Consider the following 16,452-nt stretch of genomic DNA (forward strand, 5'->3'; position numbering starts at 1 on the left):
CAAGAATAGTATAAGGATAGTTATACCCATCACCTTTCAAATCGCAGCTTTGTTGGCTGCATTCACCCCCATTTTCAGAAAAGAAAATTAAGATGTCACATAATGAAAGACATTTAAAACTAAAAAGACTGGTAACCTTAGTAAGAGTGCCTTAAAATAGCCATCTAGATGGTAAAACATCCGCCCTTAAACCAAAATTATATTTAAGGTATAAAATATAATGACTACACATCTTTTCACTTCTGAGTCTGTTTCAGAAGGACATCCAGATAAAATTGCCGATCAAATTTCCGATGCCGTCCTTGATGCGATTTTAGAACAAGATCCCAAGGCTCGTGTTGCCTGTGAAACTTATGTTAAAACTGGCATGGTCATGGTTGGTGGCGAAATCACTACTAGTGCATGGGTTGATATTGAAGAAATTACTCGTCGTACAGTCCGCGAAATAGGCTATACCAGTTCTGATATGGGCTTTGATGCCAGCTCATGTGCGGTTATAAGCGCGATTGGTAAACAATCACCTGATATTAACCAAGGTGTTGACCGGGCCGATCCTCTGGAGCAAGGCGCAGGTGATCAGGGCTTGATGTTTGGTTATGCCACTAACGAAACTGATGTTTTAATGCCAGCACCTATTACATATGCACACCGTTTGGTTGAACGTCAGGCTGAAGTCCGTAAAAACGGCACCCTGCCGTGGTTGCGTCCTGATGCGAAAAGTCAGGTTACATTCCAGTATGATAACGGTAAAATTGTTGGTATTGATGCTGTCGTGCTTTCTACCCAGCACTCCGAAGACATCAATCAAAAAGCACTGCAAGAAGCCGTGATGGATGAAATCATCAAGCCGGTACTGCCGACTGAATGGCTCACTCCGATGACCAAATACTTCATAAACCCAACAGGCCGTTTCGTCATTGGTGGCCCGATGGGTGACTGTGGTCTGACTGGGCGTAAAATCATCGTAGATACCTACGGTGGTATGGCCCGTCATGGCGGTGGGGCATTCTCAGGTAAAGATCCATCTAAAGTTGACCGTTCTGCTGCCTATGCTGCTCGTTACGTTGCCAAAAACATCGTTGCAGCAGGTTTGGCTGATCGCTGTGAAATCCAAGTTTCTTACGCCATCGGAGTTGCAGAGCCAACCTCTATCATGGTGGAAACATTCGGTACTGAGAAAGTTCCAACGTCAACACTGATTCAATTAGTGCGTGAGTTCTTTGATCTACGTCCTTACGGCCTGATCAAGATGCTGGATCTGCTGCATCCGATCTATCGCGATACTGCGGCATACGGTCATTTTGGTCGTGAGCAGTTCCCGTGGGAAGCAACAGATAAAGCTGAAATTTTACGCTCATCAGCAGGTTTGAAATAATCCTTTGCTAATCAATGAAGCCCGCTTCATCCTTGCGGGCTTTGTTATTATCAATCTGCTCATTATGAAAGTTTGAAATATAATCATCCTCTTTTAAGTTGCAAAACAGCAAGTTGAAAGATAAGAGATAAATCCTGAAAAGTAAGATAAAAAATTAAAAATACAATATGCAGCAGGGCAATCGCATCTAAAATTCATTGACAATGATTGAGTTTCATGTCGTTATGCTGCTTTTAAAGTCAACCCTTATGTCCTCTGTCAGCCCTTTGTTACAGCATTTTGCCTCACTTGAAGACCCCCGTGTTCAACGCACTCAGCTGCATAGTTTGGAAAATATCCTAACTATCGCCATCTGCGCTGTAATTTGTGGTGCTGAAGGTTGGGTTGAAATCGAAGAATTTGGCGAATCTAAACAGGATTTCTTTACCCAATTCCTTGATCTCAATAACGGTATTCCCTCTCACGATACCTTTGGTCGTGTCTTTGCTGCACTTGATGCGCAGGCTTTTGCCGACTGTTTCACCGCCTGGGTATCTACGTTGGCTCAAGGAATAGAAGAAGATATCGTCGCCATAGATGGCAAAACCCTGCGTCGTTCACTCGATAAAGCCAACGGCAAGGCGGCAGTTCATCTGGTCAGCGCCTTTGCCTGCACCAATCGCTTAGTTCTGGGGCAAGTTAAAGTGGATAGCAAATCCAATGAAATCACCGCGATCCCTGAATTACTCCGCCGGTTGGTGTTGTCCGGAAGCCTGGTGACTATTGATGCCATGGGCTGCCAGAAAGCGATAGCTCATCAGTTAGATGAAGCGGGAGCCGGTTATATCCTGCGCCTGAAAGAAAATCATCCCCACCTGTATGAGGATGTCAGTCGTTACTTTGATTATGTTTCATCCCAACCGGCACGCCTGAGCGAATATGAAGAAGTGGATGCCGGACATGGCCGCATTGAGCGACGCACAGTACAAATGGTTCCTGTTGACTGGTTGGCGGAAAAGACGGCCTGGAGTGGTTTACACAGCATAATACGGGTGATCCGTGAACGCCATGTCGGAGAGGGAGTGAGCCGGGAAATTTGTTATTTTATCAGCACATTACCCCCGACTGAAGCGCAACGGGCAGCGACAGCGATCCGCAGTCACTGGCAAATAGAAACGCAGCTCCATTGGTGTCTGGACATTGCCTTTAATGAAGATCAACAGCGAATGCGGGAAGGCAATGCGGCTGCTAATATGGCCTTACTCAATAAAATCGCGCTGAATTTACTTCGTTTAGCTCCCACCAAAGCGGGAATTAAAGCCCGCCGTAAACGGGCAGGTTGGGATGACAAATATCTGCTGACGGTTTTGGGTAAAGCCCAAAAAATTTAGATGCGATTGCCCTGCAATATGCAGCCGTGATGAAACCTGTCAGAGTTCCCCTCTTCTTACAGCAAGCCGTTATGCGCACCATGCGACAAAAATTGGCACAGGCAAGTAATTTTTTTCAAAAAACCTTTCCTGAGCCTAGCGTCACCTACCGCCAGCGAGGCACGATAGCGGGCTGTGCCCGATTACAAGATTGGGAGATCCGCCTGAATCCGATTTTGCTGATTGAAAACCAGCAAGCATTCATTGATGAAGTTCTCCCTCATGAACTTGCTCATTTGTTGGCTTATCATCAGTTTGGTCAAGTAGCCCCACACGGGAAAGAGTGGCGTTTTATCATGGAAACAGTGCTTAAAGTATCAGCCAATCGGACACATCAGTTCTCTGTTAATTCTGTGCGCAGCCAAATATTCACTTATTATTGTCGCTGTCGGCAACATGAGCTAACAATCAGACAACACAATAAAATCCTCAGAGGAAAAAGTTGCTATATTTGTCGCCAATGTGGAGAAAAATTACCCCCCCAAAATAATAAAATCAGTAAGATGCTATAGCATCAGGGCATCTTATTTATACCCAATCAATTTCAAAATGCTGCTTTATTGATTGCACTGCAACTTGCAATCCATTGGATATAACTTTCTAATTCATTCAGTAGCAATGTTCGTTACTTTGAGTTCTTCAGCTTCCGCTATAATTTGATCTGCTGATTTCCCATGAAGTGATCGGTAGAATTTTTGTTCTAAATTTTCAATATCACTATGATGAATATTTCCGCTCTTATCATTCTGAAATAATTCATCAAAATCAATACTGTTAATCATAGTAATATTCAATGAATCATCAAATTTTAGTTTTTTATCTTCTGATAAAGTATCTCTGATTTTTTCAATCGATGTCTTTACCGCTATTTCGTTCGAACCGTCAATCTTAGGATGATTATCACACCCCGTTAATGCAAAACCCAGTAAACAAGTTAACAACAATTTTTTCATGATCACCCCCACCTGATACGAATAAGATAATCATAGCAGAAGATGACTATATACGCTTCCCTAATAAAAACGTCTCTTATATAAACAGTTTAATTTATAATTTTATTATTTATTTATTGAATTACCTCTGCATTATTAACGAATTAAATTTATTAATTTGCTAGGTTGATATATTTCTAATTTTTAATTTAACTTATACTCCTAATAGATTTAGGTATAACAATAAGTTAAGATTTGTAAACCTCATTTATTGATAAGCCTCTTTTACATTTAGATTCATTTTTGTTAGAAAATTAAGACTTAATCCGATAATCACTTTTGAATATATGTCCTAGCATATAAGAAACAAAGTACCCGGAGAATATAATGAAAAAGTTACATGATATCGCAAAAGAACTGTTACCCGCTAAATCTTACAAGATGTTGATTAACGGTCAGTGGGTTGATAGCCTTTCGAAAAATACGATGAAAAGCTATAATCCGGCAACAGGTGAATTACTGACAGAATATGCAGCGGGTAATGCCGATGATATTGAACTTGCCGTTAAAGCTGCCCAAAAAGCCTTACCTGAATGGAGCAAAATCTCTCCCGTAGAAAGGCAATCTCTGTTACTGAAAATTGCTGATCTGCTGGAAGCTGAAGCCGAACGCTTTATTGCTCTTGAAACACTGGATGGCGGTAAAACACAAGCGTTATGCCGTAATTTTGATATTCCTTTCTCTATTGATCATTTCCGCTATTTTGCAGGCGTGATCCGAGCACATTCTGATGCCTCCGATATTATCGATAAAGATACTCTTAGCCTGGTGATTAGAGAACCCATTGGGGTCGTCGGGCAAATTATTCCATGGAACTTCCCATTATTAATGGCAGCCTGGAAAATTGCCCCTGCTCTTGCCGCAGGTAATACTATTATCATCAATCCCGCAAGCCTGACTCCAATCACTCTGCTTGAACTGGGACGTATCCTGAATGAAGTTCTGCCTGCGGGCGTTGTCAATATCGTCACAGGACGTGGCTCAGTCGTCGGCCAAGCAATCCTAGACCATGAAGGCATTGGCAAAGTAGCCTTTACCGGATCAACAGAAGTCGGATACAAGGTTGCTGCCGCAGCGGCAAAAAAACTTATTCCTGCCACTCTAGAATTAGGGGGTAAGTCTGCCAATATCGTCTTCCCTGATGCCAATATGAAAAAAGCAGTTAAATATGCTGCTAACGCGATTTTGCTCAATCAAGGGCAAGCCTGTGAATCCGGTGCTCGCCTGTTCTTGCATAAAGATATTCACGATGAATTCCTGAAATCACTGAAAACAGTGTTCGAATCAGTCAATGTGGGTGATCCCATGCTGTTAGAAACTGAAATGGGTAGCCAAGTCAGTGAAGAACAGATGAACACTATTTTAGCTTACATCGACCTTGCAAAACAGGAAGGTGCAACCGTTCTGACTGGTGGAAAGCGCATAACAGGCGAAGGATATGATGATGGCTTTTTTATCCAGCCAACGATCCTCACTAATGTGACCAATAATATGCGGGTTGCGCAGGAAGAAATTTTCGGGCCTGTGCTGTGTGTTATGCCATTCAGTGATGAAGAGGAAGTCATCGAAATGGCCAATGACTCCGAATATGGTCTAGCGGGAGCTGTATGGACACAGGATATTAACCGCGCCCTGCGTGTTGCTAAGGCAGTGAAAACGGGTCGTATGTGGATTAATACCTATCACGAGCTGCCCGCCCATACTCCGTTTGGGGGTTATAAAAAATCAGGGCTTGGGCGTGAAACTCACAAAATGATATTGGATGCTTACACTGAAGTGAAAAATATCTATATCAGCACAAAAGAAGAGTAATAAGCTAACAATAAGAATAACTGAAAAAAATCGCCATCTTCACAGATGGCGATTCAATATCACTAATTTATTAATTCAAATATAGAGAACAACTAAAACCGCTTTGATATTATTTACATTTCTTATTGATTTAATAATAATTATCACACTTATTTAATATGATAATTTAACCACTTTTTAATGTCTTCAATCACCATTGATGATTCATCTTCTTTTTCTCTGTTTTTAAAAAAATGGTCAAGATTTTCATAGGTCATAAACGTAATATTTTCATTATTAATCTGATGATACATTTTGTTGAATTCATTAACATTTACATTGATATCATTCATGTTTTGTATAATAAGCATAGGCGATTGTATTGATGATATGACTGATTGATTATCAATGGATAATGACTCTTGCCACCAACGAGTTCCGTGGTCACTAGTGATAAAGTCTTCAGGTAGTTTATTTTCTTTGACCGCAGAAAAGAATTTATTCAAATCTCTGAGCTTACCATCTAATTCATTTTCGTTATTATTTTTTTCTACACTGTAAATGACATCATCACGAAAATAGCGACCACCACCGTTTATTGATATTGTTACATCGCTGACATTCGAATTTGCTGTCACTAAATTGGAAATAATAGCACCTTCACTTCCACCCAATAAAATAACTTTCTTATAATTTTTCTTTAAGAGGCTAATGACAGCAATATAGTCCGACACTCTCTTTTTGGGTGAATCATTTAACATGTAGGTTTTAGGGCAATTATTACTTTCTATTTCAACATCATCCTGACTCGATGATTTTTCATTAAGCCCATATTTTTCAACCAGTAAGAGATCACTTTCAGGGACAATCTGACCAAACTTTTTTATCATGTTTTTGTTTCGTATGGCACTCTTACAATCAGATCCTTGAATGAGAACTAATAAATTTTTAGATTTTCCGTTGTTTCTTTTAAAGAGATAATAAGTAATATCCTTATTATCGTCAGATTTTAGTGTATGGATATTAAAATCCCCTATACTTTTGGCAGAAAAAGATAAAATTAACAAAGTGAAAATAGAAATATATTTAATCATGTGATAATTCTCATTCAAATGAATAATAAAACGCCTACAACATAAATGATAGTAAATTTATAAAGATATTTTTGAAAATATTCAATGAAATTATAACTTATGCGCGATAATAAGAAGTAAACTCTCAAGAGCATAGTTAATTTTATATTTATAAAAATGGCAGTTGGAGTGAGTGTAACGAATAAAACTGCTGCCTGAAAGATGAAGATTATATCTTTAATTGATTTATAAATAATTTAACAGATTTATCTGCAATTTTAATCGCCACCTATAAAGATGGCGATTTTACTTATTGAGTGATTAAACCCAGAAGAACCAGGCAACCACAGAAATAATGGCAATACATGCCACGTTCAGCACCATGCCCACTTTGACCATTTCCACTTGCTTGATATAACCAGAGCCGTAAACAATCGCATTAGGCGGTGTCGCTACAGGCAGCATAAATGCACAGGATGCACCAATACCAATAATCATGGTCAAGACCATGACTGGCATTCCCAATGCTTCTGCAACCGTGGCAAAAATAGGTACAAGCAATGCAGCACTCGCCGTATTACTGGAAAATTCTGTCAGAATGATAATAAACGCAGTAACGGCAACGATGATCACAAACCATGGGCTTGCACCGAAAGTCGTCGCTATGCTATTCGCCATCACTTCACTGGCTCCAGAGTCTTTCAAGACAGCACTCAACGTCAAACCGCCACCGAACAGCATCAACACGCCCCATTCAGTATTGTTTTGAATCTGTGACCACGTTGAAACACCGGTGATACCAATCAGGATAGCCGCGCTTACTGCAATAATTGTATCCAGTTCTTTCACACCACCAAGTGCGTCGCTGATAAATGAACTGAAAATCCAGCACACAACGGTCAGCAGGAAAATGATCATGGCGATAATACGCTTACCTTTCCATTCCAACTGTTCCAGTTCCAGATCAAATTTGTGGTTCAGATTTGGGCGCAACATGATGTACATCACCCCAACCATAACAGGCATCAGAATAATGACCATTGGCACACCGTATTTCATCCACGTGATGAAATCCATGCCCAATTGTGCAGCGGCGATAGCATTGGGTGGGCTACCTACCAATGTACCCAATCCACCAATACTGGCACTATATGCCACTCCTAACAGTACAAACACAAAGGTATTACGCTCAGAGCGTACATCCAGATTTGCCAGAATACCGAGAACCAGTGGCAGCATCATTGCAGCAGTTGCAGTATTACTGATCCACATTGAAAGTAGTGCTGTAATACCAAATATCAGCATTACCGCCACAGACAAACGTCCACGGGCAATCATCAGCAGACGGTTAGCAATCAATCTATCCAGGCCTTGGATATGTAGCGCCGTTGCTAATGCAAAACCACTGAAAAACAAAAAGATAATCGGGTTTGCAAAAGATTTCAGCGCGTCATTGGTCCCCATCAACCCCATACCAACGGCCAGAATTGGAATACACAATGCAGTAATCGTGACGTGAATGGCTTCAGTCAGCCATAACACACCAACAAATGCCATCAATGCCAGACCTGCGTTTGCTTTCTCTCCATAAGGCAAAAACTTAAGCAGCACTACAAGCAAGATGATATCCAGCGCAAGTATAATTAAGCCTCTTTTATTTAAAGGGGTAGGCCCAACCGCTGGGGTTAAAGATTCAGAAGCGTCCATGAAGACTCCATAAAACAATGAAACATTACTCAGTAATGTAAAAAGATAATTGATGAATCATTGCCATAAATGTTAAAGAATTACATTACATGTGAAATAATAAGGAGTATCAACAAGGAATAAAATACGAGTTGTGTGATTTTGGGATCTATTACGCGGGATTTGTCTAATTACCGAATGTATGATCAAAAAATAAACTTAATTTTTGCTTTTATGTTAATTTTTTATATCTTAATTGAGCATAAAATCCTATTTTAAATAAAATTTTCTTTCTTTAAAAAGGCGAAAGGGTTTTAACCTCTTTCGCCGAAATATAAATAATATTTAACTTTATTGGACTAAACTGGCAATTATGCTTGACCTTTTACTTCTTTCAGACCGTTGAAAGGTGCACGGTTACCCAGAGCTTCTTCAATCCGGATCAGCTGATTATATTTAGCAACACGGTCAGAGCGGCTCATAGAACCTGTTTTAATTTGACCTGCTGCAGTACCTACTGCCAAGTCAGCAATAGTTGCATCTTCAGTTTCACCAGAGCGGTGAGAGATGACCGCAGTATAACCAGCATTTTTTGCCATCTTGATTGCTGCCAGAGTTTCAGTCAGAGAACCGATCTGGTTAAATTTGATCAGGATGGAGTTTGCAATGCCTTTTTCGATACCTTCTTTCAGGATCTTGGTGTTGGTTACAAACAGATCGTCACCGACCAACTGGATTTTGTCGCCCAGTATTTTAGTTTGGTAAGCAAAACCCTCCCAATCAGATTCATTCAGACCATCTTCGATGGAAACGATTGGGTATTCTTTAGTCAAACCTTCCAGATAATGGGTAAATTCCTGAGAAGTGAACGTCTTGCCTTCGCCCTTCAGTTCATAGTTGCCTGTTTCTTCGTTATAGAATTCAGAAGCGGCGCAGTCCATTGCCAGAGTAATGTCTTTACCCAGCACATAACCTGCTTTCTCAACTGCTTCTTTAATCGCTGCCAGCGCTGCTGCGTTAGATTCCAGGTTTGGCGCATAGCCACCTTCATCACCCACCGCAGTGTTCATGCCTTTCGCTTTCAATACTTTTGCCAGATTGTGGAATACTTCAGAACCTATACGTACAGCTTCTTTCAGAGAGCTTGCACCAACTGGCTGAATCATGAATTCTTGGATATCGACATTGTTGTCAGCATGCTCACCACCGTTGATGATATTCATCATTGGCAGAGGCATAGAGAATTTCCCCGGAGTACCGTTCAGCTCGGCAATGTGCTCGTACAGAGGCATACCTTTCGCTGCTGCTGCTGCTTTGGCGTTCGCGAGAGAAACAGCCAAAATCGCGTTAGCACCGAAGTTAGATTTATTTTCAGTACCATCCAGCTCAATCATGATCTTGTCGATGTTAGCCTGATCTTTCGCATCTTGACCAACCAGAGCCTGTGCAATTGAACCGTTGACCGCAGAGATAGCTTTCAAGACACCTTTACCCATGAAGCGAGATTTATCGCCATCACGCAGTTCCAACGCTTCGCGCGAACCTGTTGATGCACCTGATGGCGCAGCAGCCAGACCAACAAAACCACCTTCCAGATGCACTTCTGCTTCTACAGTTGGGTTACCACGGGAGTCGATAATTTCACGGCCAAGCACTTTAACGATTTTGGACATTAGGTTTTCCTCAAGTCACAAGTTAAATTCCGGGCAACAGATTGAAACCAAAAAGCCATTAACCTACAGCATTCGATTTAAAACCAACCCATTGCCCCATATCTTATTTCAACAGGCCTTTCTGATATTTGCCTGCGGCTTCAACAAAACCAGCAAATAACGGATGGCCATCGCGAGGCGTTGAAGTGAATTCTGGGTGGAACTGGCACGCTACAAACCACGGGTGCGCGGGGTTCTCAATAATTTCTACCAGTTTGTTGTCGATTGAACGGCCAGCCACACGCAAGCCTGCATCTTCAATACGTTTCAACAACAAATTGTTCACTTCATAGCGATGACGGTGACGTTCAATGATGTCATCCTGGTCATAAAGTTTACGTACCAGACTACCTTCAGTCAGATGGCACAACTGACCACCAACACGCATCGTCCCACCGAGATCACCCTCTTCACTACGTAATTCTAGATTGCCATTCTCATCACGCCATTCGGTGATCAGACCAACAACAGGTAACTTACATTCAGGCTCGAATTCAGTCGAGTTAGCACCTGCCAATCCCGCAACATTGCGAGAAAACTCAATCAGGGCAACCTGCATTCCCAGACAAATTCCCAAATATGGAACCTTATTTTCACGGGCATAACGTGCAGTCATGATCTTGCCTTCGATACCACGACCACCGAATCCGCCTGGTACCAGAATCGCATCCAAGCCTTTCAGAATATCAACACCACGAGTTTCAACATCCTGTGAATCAATCAACTTGATGTTGACGGTCAGGCGGTTTTTCAGCCCGCCATGTTTCAGTGCTTCAATCACTGATTTATAAGCATCTGGCAATTCAACGTATTTACCTACCATCCCAATGGTTACTTCGCCCGATGGATTGGCTTCCTCATAAATGACCTGTTCCCATTCGGACAGATCAGCTTCCGGGCGTTCGAGGTTGAATCGTTTACAAATATAATCATCTAAGCCCTGAGATTTCAAGAGGGCTGGGATTTTATAAATGGAATCAACATCTTTTAAAGAGATAACCGCTTTCTCCGGGACGTTACAGAAAAGCGCAATTTTTGCACGCTCATTGGCAGGGATAACGCGGTCTGAACGGCAGATCAGCACGTCTGGCTGAATACCAATGGACAGCAATTCCTTAACGGAATGCTGGGTCGGCTTAGTTTTCACTTCGCCCGCTGCCGCCATATAAGGCACCAGAGTCAGATGCATGAATAGGGTATTTTCGCGGCCTACTTCCACTGCCATCTGGCGAATAGCTTCAAGGAATGGCAGAGATTCGATATCACCAACAGTACCGCCGATTTCCACCAGCACAACGTCATGACCTTCTGCGCCACGGATGATGCGGTCTTTGATTTCATTGGTAATGTGAGGGATAACCTGAATGGTTGCACCCAGATAATCGCCGCGGCGTTCTTTGCGCAGAACTTCGGAATAGACACGGCCAGTCGTGAAGTTATTGCGGCGTGTCATTTTGGTTCGGATGAAACGTTCGTAATGACCTAAATCGAGATCAGTTTCAGCGCCATCTTCGGTTACGAAAACTTCCCCGTGTTGGGTTGGACTCATTGTACCCGGATCGACGTTGATGTACGGGTCCAGTTTCATAATGGTGACATTGAGTCCACGGGCTTCGAGTATAGCCGCCAAAGAGGCTGCGGCAATGCCTTTACCCAGAGAGGATACGACCCCGCCGGTCACAAAAATATAATTAGTTTTCATGCTGAACCTGAAAGTTTAGGTTTAAAAGGATGATGAATATAACAGGACGGGAAAGCAGTATACCCTAACCTTAAATGCGCTACAAACCATCTGAGCAGGCTAAAGTGCCCCGAAATGAGTAACACCACAAAACGAATGCACTACTTTCTATTTAAATTCAGCAAGTTATTAGTATGAAATTTTTTCACCCGACTCAGGTTATTCAGCTATTCATTCGACATCCTTTTCGCTTTTCACTCGTTATTTGCCGTTATCGCTGCCTTATGACTGCTGCTTTTTGACTCGTTGCCACATTTCTTCCATCTCATCCAGTGTCGCTGTTTCCAGTGACAATCCTTTGTCTAGGATCAGTTTTTCGACGTTGCGGAAACGATTTTCAAATTTATGGCAGGCTTTTTGTAGTGCCATTTCCGGCTTATGCCCCAAATGACGGGATAAATTGACCACTGAAAACAGCAAATCCCCCAGCTCTTCCTCCAGTCGGGATTCATCAACCACGACCTGTTTCGCTTCATCCATGACTTCATCAATTTCTTCATAGACTTTGCCCAGTACCGGGCCAAGGGTATCCCAATCAAAACCGACCGAAGCACAGCGTTTCTGAATTTTATAGGCTTTCATTAACGCCGGCAAAGTGGCAGGAATATCATCCAGCACCGAATGCTGATTTTTCTCCGCCCTTTCTGCGGTTTTGCGCTGTTCCCAGCTTCCTATCGCTTCTTCGCTGCTGATCCCCGTTTGTTGATGGAAAATATGGGGATGGCGGCGCTCCAGTTTGTCGCATACTGCCTCGCAGAGATCATCGAAATCAAACTGTTGCTGTTCTTGAGCCATCTGAGCATAAAATACAATATGGAACAGCAAATCCCCTAACTCTTCTTTTAGGGCATTACTGTCATTGCGCTCAATCGCATCAAGCACTTCATACGTTTCTTCCAGCGTATAAGGGGCAATCGTCGCAGAAGTTTGCACTTTGTCCCAAGGGCAGCCATTCTGGGGATGGCGCAATTGCGCCATAATCCCCTTAAGTCGTTCTATAGTTTCTGTTTTCATGTTGTCCATATCATCAATTACCGTGTAAACGTCTGGCTTCAATCACATCAGGCAATTGATTAAGTTTCGCCAATACCCGCCCGAGTACTTGTAAGTTATAAATTTCAATGTTCATATCAATGGTGGCAAGCTGCTGCTTAACATCACTACGGCTGCTGACACCCAATACATTGACTTTTTCATTGGCAAGGATAGTTGTGATATCACGCAATAATCCGCTGCGATCATTGGCAAGCACCCGAACCACAAGGGAATAGCCACTGGAGTAACTTTCTCCCCATACCGCATCAACAATCCGCTCTGGTGAACTGGCTTCCAATTCTGTCAGTTGGTCACAATCAGAACGATGGATGGAAATCCCGCGCCCACGGGTGATAAACCCGATGATCTCATCACCGGGGATAGGCTGACAGCAACGGGCAATGTGATGCATTAAGTTACCCACCCCTTCTACGACAATACGGCCATTGTCTCTGGTTGTATTGTGCGGTGTATAGGATTTGTTTTCCAGATTGCGAAGCGCTTCGCGATCCTCTTCTTCCGCCGTGATTTTATTGAATTTACTTTGCAGGAAATTCATCAACTGATGGATACGGATGTCACCAACACCAATGCCTGCCAGCACTTCTTCCAACGAATGGACGTTATAACGGGCAATCAGTTCTTTCTCAGCTTCCTTAACCGTGATCCCTAAATGCGCCAGCTCATTGTCCAGCATTTGCCTACCGGCAATAATATTCTTATCGCGATCCTGCTTACGGAACCAGTTATGGATTTTCGCCCGACCACGGCTGGTAGTGACATAGCCAAGGTTAGGATTAAGCCAATCACGGCTTGGGTTAGGCTGTTTCTGGGTGATGATTTCTATCTGATCGCCCATCTGGAGCTGATAACTGAACGGTACAATGCGTCCCCCGATTTTCGCCCCGATACAACGATGCCCGACATCACTGTGGATATGGTAGGCAAAATCCAACGGCGTAGAGCCGATTGGCAGGTCAATTACATCACCTTTTGGCGTAAAGACATAAACACGATCATCAAATACCTGACTGCGCACTTCATCCAGCATCTCGCCGGTATCCGCCATTTCTTCCTGCCATGCGATCAGTTTACGCAACCACGCAATGCGGCTTTCATAACTGCCAGATTTGCCACCGCCAATCGCAGCACCTTCTTTGTATTTCCAATGGGCAGCCACCCCAAGTTCAGAATCGTCATGCATCTGACGGGTTCGGATTTGGATTTCAAGGGTTTTTCCATTTGGCCCCAAGACGACAGTATGAATGGACTGATAACCATTCGGCTTCGGGTTAGCAACGTAATCGTCAAATTCATCCGGCAAATGACGGTAGTGAGTATGTACTATCCCCAAAGCCGCGTAGCAATCTTGCAAACGTTCGACAACAATCCGAACAGCACGTACATCAAACAGCTCATCAAAAGAGAGGGATTTCTTCTGCATTTTTCGCCAGATGCTGTAAATATGCTTGGGACGGCCATATATCTCACCGCGGACTCCCTCTTTCAGCATGTACTTACGCAGAGTTGTAATGAATTTCTCGATATATTGTTCGCGATCAATCCGGCGCTCATGCAGCAGTTTGGCAATTTTTTTATATTCATCAGGATGCAGATAACGGAAACAAAAATCTTCCAGCTCCCATTTCAACTGCCCAATCCCCAGACGATTGGCGAGAGGTGCATAGATATTGGAACACTCTTTAGCCGCCAGCACTCTCTCATCTTCACTGGCATCCTTTACCTCCCGCAAATGGGCAATGCGTTCTGCCAGCTTGATAATGACACAGCGAAAATCTTCTACCATTGCCAACAGCATCCGGCGAACATTATCGACCTGTGCTGAACAAGTAGAGTCAGTATGTGTCGCTTTTAGCTGACGAATGGCGTCCATTTCCAGTACACCATTGACCAGATTCGTAATGGACTTACCAAAAGTCTCCGTCACTGTTTCGCTATCGATCAGCTTAGAATTAAGGATGGGAAAAAGTAGCGCGGCGCGCATACTGTCATTGTCCATACTCAATGTGGACAAAATTTCCACCATTTCCACACCGCGCCACAACAGCAATTCCGCATCGGGGTGATTTTGGACTTTTTCGTGACAGTAATGCCATGTTTCAGCCAATTTTTCACTGGATTGTGGGTTAGTAATATTTAAACTTGCGATCCACTTATCGACAGCAAATTCACCTGCCGGTGTGAGATGCGCACTTCTTACCGCAACCATAATTTCTCCCTACTCGATAGCCCTTGGCTCACGACTGACAATTAGCTCACAACTAACGCGACTAATGACTAATAAAACTAATAATTAATAAATAGCGCCATGGACTCCAAATGACCGGTGTGCGGGAACATATCCAGCATCCGCACACTGACAAGCTGATAACCCGCCTCCAACATAACCTTGCTGTCCCGCGCCAGTGTTGTGGGGTTACAGGAAACGTAAACCACTTTTTCGGGAGCCAGTTTTACAATATGTGACATGACGCCAGCGGCACCTGCGCGGGCTGGGTCTAACAACACTTTATTGAATCCCAGCGCTGCCCAAGGCTGCTGGTGAATATCTGACTCCAGATTTTCATGAAAAAAATCGACATTATTAAGTTCATTAAGCTGAGCATTATATTGCCCACTCGAAACCAGAGCAGCAACACCTTCTACACCAACCACAGCCTGTACTTTAGTAGCCATTGGCAGGGTAAAGTTCCCCATACCACAAAACAGATCCAATACTCTGTCCGTTGGCTGCAAATCCAGCCACGCCAATGCCTGTGCTACCATTTGTTGGTTAACTTCATCATTAACCTGAATAAAGTCCCTCGGGCTGAACACCAATTTCAGTCCATCGACCTGATACCACGGCTCAGCCTGCTCTGCTATCAATGGTTCAAGCTGCTTTTCATCACCCGCCAAATAGACTTTTACATTATTCTGCACCGAAAAAGTGCGCAGAGCGTCCTTATCTTCATACTTTAGGGGATCAAGATGACGCAATACAATTAATGGGCCGTTATCCGCCAGCACCAACTCAACGTGTCCCAACCGCTTAACTGCGTTCAGGCTATTCAGGCATTGAGATAAAGGCAGCAATAATTGTTCCAATTCAGGGCGCATGACAGGGCAGTGGTTAATATTCACTACATCATTGGTCTGATTTTGGCGAAATCCCATCAATAAAGTGCGTTGTTTGACGTTATATTGCAGGCCGAGCCGGGCACGGCGCCGATAACCATATTCAGGGCTGTGGATGATGGGATGCGCGCTGATATTAATACCCGTCTCCCGCCGGATAAGGTGTTCCAACACACTGGCCTTGGTACTGGCTTGCAGTTCTGTGGCAATATGTTGCTGCTGGCATCCGCCACACACTTTAAAATGCGGACAGTGAGGTGCCACACGATACGGGCTGTCTGATACCCGTTTCACTACTTTAGCTTTGGCAAACTGACGTTTTTCCTCTGTCAGTTGGATCTGAGCCTGCTCACCCGGCAATAACCCTGAAATAAAAATAGTTTTTCCCTGATGATGGGCAATGCCTTGCCCTTGAGCATCAAGGTTATCTGCGGCAACGGAGATAATGCCTCGGTTTACGGAACGACGATTTGGGGAGTAAAATTGCACCATGATTCTGA

At 43.2% G+C, this 16,452-nt stretch carries 12 protein-coding genes; 4 read left to right on the forward strand and 8 right to left on the reverse strand.

The genetic code is table 11. The features are described from left to right. The first annotated feature begins 220 nt into the window (after positions 1 to 220). From metK to AACQ81_RS16630, 3 genes are all read left to right on the forward strand, one after another. Positions 221 to 1,375 carry a methionine adenosyltransferase gene (gene metK / locus AACQ81_RS16620; RefSeq protein WP_237385689.1) on the forward strand — a complete coding sequence of 385 codons (1,155 nt, stop codon included), beginning with the start codon at positions 221 to 223 and terminating at the stop codon, positions 1,373 to 1,375. A gap of 248 nt (positions 1,376 to 1,623) precedes the next feature. Further along, positions 1,624 to 2,745, forward strand: a complete 1,122-nt coding sequence (locus tag AACQ81_RS16625) for an ISAs1 family transposase (RefSeq protein WP_237385690.1) — start codon at positions 1,624 to 1,626, stop codon at positions 2,743 to 2,745. Positions 2,746 to 2,774: 29 nt separating this feature from the next. Further along, a complete protein-coding gene (locus AACQ81_RS16630; protein ID WP_237385691.1) occupies positions 2,775 to 3,296 on the forward strand; it encodes a SprT family zinc-dependent metalloprotease in 522 nt (173 codons plus the stop codon). Between the two features lie 93 nt (positions 3,297 to 3,389). Here the strand turns inward: AACQ81_RS16630 and AACQ81_RS16635 are convergent, their stop codons facing one another. Beyond that, the gene (locus AACQ81_RS16635; RefSeq protein ID WP_237385692.1) at positions 3,390 to 3,737 is read right to left on the reverse strand and encodes a DUF6694 family lipoprotein; all 348 of its coding nucleotides are present in this window, start codon (positions 3,735 to 3,737) and stop codon (positions 3,390 to 3,392) included. A 366-nt stretch (positions 3,738 to 4,103) separates the two neighbouring features. On the opposite strand from AACQ81_RS16635, the gene AACQ81_RS16640 reads away from it, so the two are divergent. Next, positions 4,104 to 5,588, forward strand: a complete 1,485-nt coding sequence (locus AACQ81_RS16640) for an aldehyde dehydrogenase family protein (protein ID WP_237385693.1) — start codon at positions 4,104 to 4,106, stop codon at positions 5,586 to 5,588. A gap of 149 nt (positions 5,589 to 5,737) precedes the next feature. On the opposite strand, the gene AACQ81_RS16645 is transcribed toward AACQ81_RS16640, so the two are convergent. The 7 genes from AACQ81_RS16645 to rlmD all read right to left on the reverse strand — a co-directional run bounded on the left by AACQ81_RS16645 (position 5,738) and on the right by rlmD (position 16,444). Next, positions 5,738 to 6,661: an alpha/beta hydrolase family protein gene (locus AACQ81_RS16645; RefSeq protein WP_237385694.1), complete on the reverse strand. Its 924-nt coding sequence runs from the start codon at positions 6,659 to 6,661 to the stop codon at positions 5,738 to 5,740. 300 nt (positions 6,662 to 6,961) lie between these two features. Then, a complete protein-coding gene (locus AACQ81_RS16650) occupies positions 6,962 to 8,347 on the reverse strand; it encodes an SLC13 family permease (RefSeq protein WP_237385695.1) in 1,386 nt (461 codons plus the stop codon). Between the two features lie 350 nt (positions 8,348 to 8,697). After that, positions 8,698 to 9,999, reverse strand: coding sequence for a phosphopyruvate hydratase (gene eno / locus AACQ81_RS16655; protein ID WP_237385696.1), 1,302 nt, complete (start codon positions 9,997 to 9,999; stop codon positions 8,698 to 8,700). 103 nt (positions 10,000 to 10,102) lie between these two features. Further along, positions 10,103 to 11,740, reverse strand: coding sequence for a glutamine hydrolyzing CTP synthase (gene pyrG, locus AACQ81_RS16660; protein ID WP_237385697.1), 1,638 nt, complete (start codon positions 11,738 to 11,740; stop codon positions 10,103 to 10,105). 261 nt (positions 11,741 to 12,001) lie between these two features. Beyond that, positions 12,002 to 12,802, reverse strand: a complete 801-nt coding sequence (gene mazG, locus AACQ81_RS16665) for a nucleoside triphosphate pyrophosphohydrolase (protein WP_237385698.1) — start codon at positions 12,800 to 12,802, stop codon at positions 12,002 to 12,004. Between the two features lie 4 nt (positions 12,803 to 12,806). Next, complete coding sequence (relA, locus tag AACQ81_RS16670) at positions 12,807 to 15,044, reverse strand: GTP diphosphokinase (RefSeq protein ID WP_237385699.1); 2,238 nt, start codon at positions 15,042 to 15,044, stop codon at positions 12,807 to 12,809. 77 nt (positions 15,045 to 15,121) lie between these two features. Beyond that, complete coding sequence (rlmD, locus tag AACQ81_RS16675) at positions 15,122 to 16,444, reverse strand: 23S rRNA (uracil(1939)-C(5))-methyltransferase RlmD (protein ID WP_237385700.1); 1,323 nt, start codon at positions 16,442 to 16,444, stop codon at positions 15,122 to 15,124. Positions 16,445 to 16,452 lie beyond the last annotated feature (8 nt).

The sequence above is a fragment of the Xenorhabdus sp. Sc-CR9 genome (assembly GCF_963897815.1).
Classification (GTDB): Bacteria; Pseudomonadota; Gammaproteobacteria; order Enterobacterales; family Enterobacteriaceae; genus Xenorhabdus.

Bases quoted from the DNA above. Each gene is read 5' to 3' on its own strand.
- metK (WP_237385689.1), top strand. From the start codon at position 221: ATGACTACACATCTTTTCACTTCTGAGTCTGTTTCAGAAGGACATCCA.
- AACQ81_RS16625 (WP_237385690.1), top strand. From the start codon at position 1,624: ATGTCCTCTGTCAGCCCTTTGTTACAGCATTTTGCCTCACTTGAAGAC.
- AACQ81_RS16630 (WP_237385691.1), top strand. From the start codon at position 2,775: ATGAAACCTGTCAGAGTTCCCCTCTTCTTACAGCAAGCCGTTATGCGC.
- AACQ81_RS16635 (WP_237385692.1), bottom strand. From the start codon at position 3,737: ATGAAAAAATTGTTGTTAACTTGTTTACTGGGTTTTGCATTAACGGGG.
- AACQ81_RS16640 (WP_237385693.1), top strand. From the start codon at position 4,104: ATGAAAAAGTTACATGATATCGCAAAAGAACTGTTACCCGCTAAATCT.
- AACQ81_RS16645 (WP_237385694.1), bottom strand. From the start codon at position 6,661: ATGATTAAATATATTTCTATTTTCACTTTGTTAATTTTATCTTTTTCT.
- AACQ81_RS16650 (WP_237385695.1), bottom strand. From the start codon at position 8,347: ATGGACGCTTCTGAATCTTTAACCCCAGCGGTTGGGCCTACCCCTTTA.
- eno (WP_237385696.1), bottom strand. From the start codon at position 9,999: ATGTCCAAAATCGTTAAAGTGCTTGGCCGTGAAATTATCGACTCCCGT.
- pyrG (WP_237385697.1), bottom strand. From the start codon at position 11,740: ATGAAAACTAATTATATTTTTGTGACCGGCGGGGTCGTATCCTCTCTG.
- mazG (WP_237385698.1), bottom strand. From the start codon at position 12,802: ATGGACAACATGAAAACAGAAACTATAGAACGACTTAAGGGGATTATG.
- relA (WP_237385699.1), bottom strand. From the start codon at position 15,044: ATGGTTGCGGTAAGAAGTGCGCATCTCACACCGGCAGGTGAATTTGCT.
- rlmD (WP_237385700.1), bottom strand. From the start codon at position 16,444: ATGGTGCAATTTTACTCCCCAAATCGTCGTTCCGTAAACCGAGGCATT.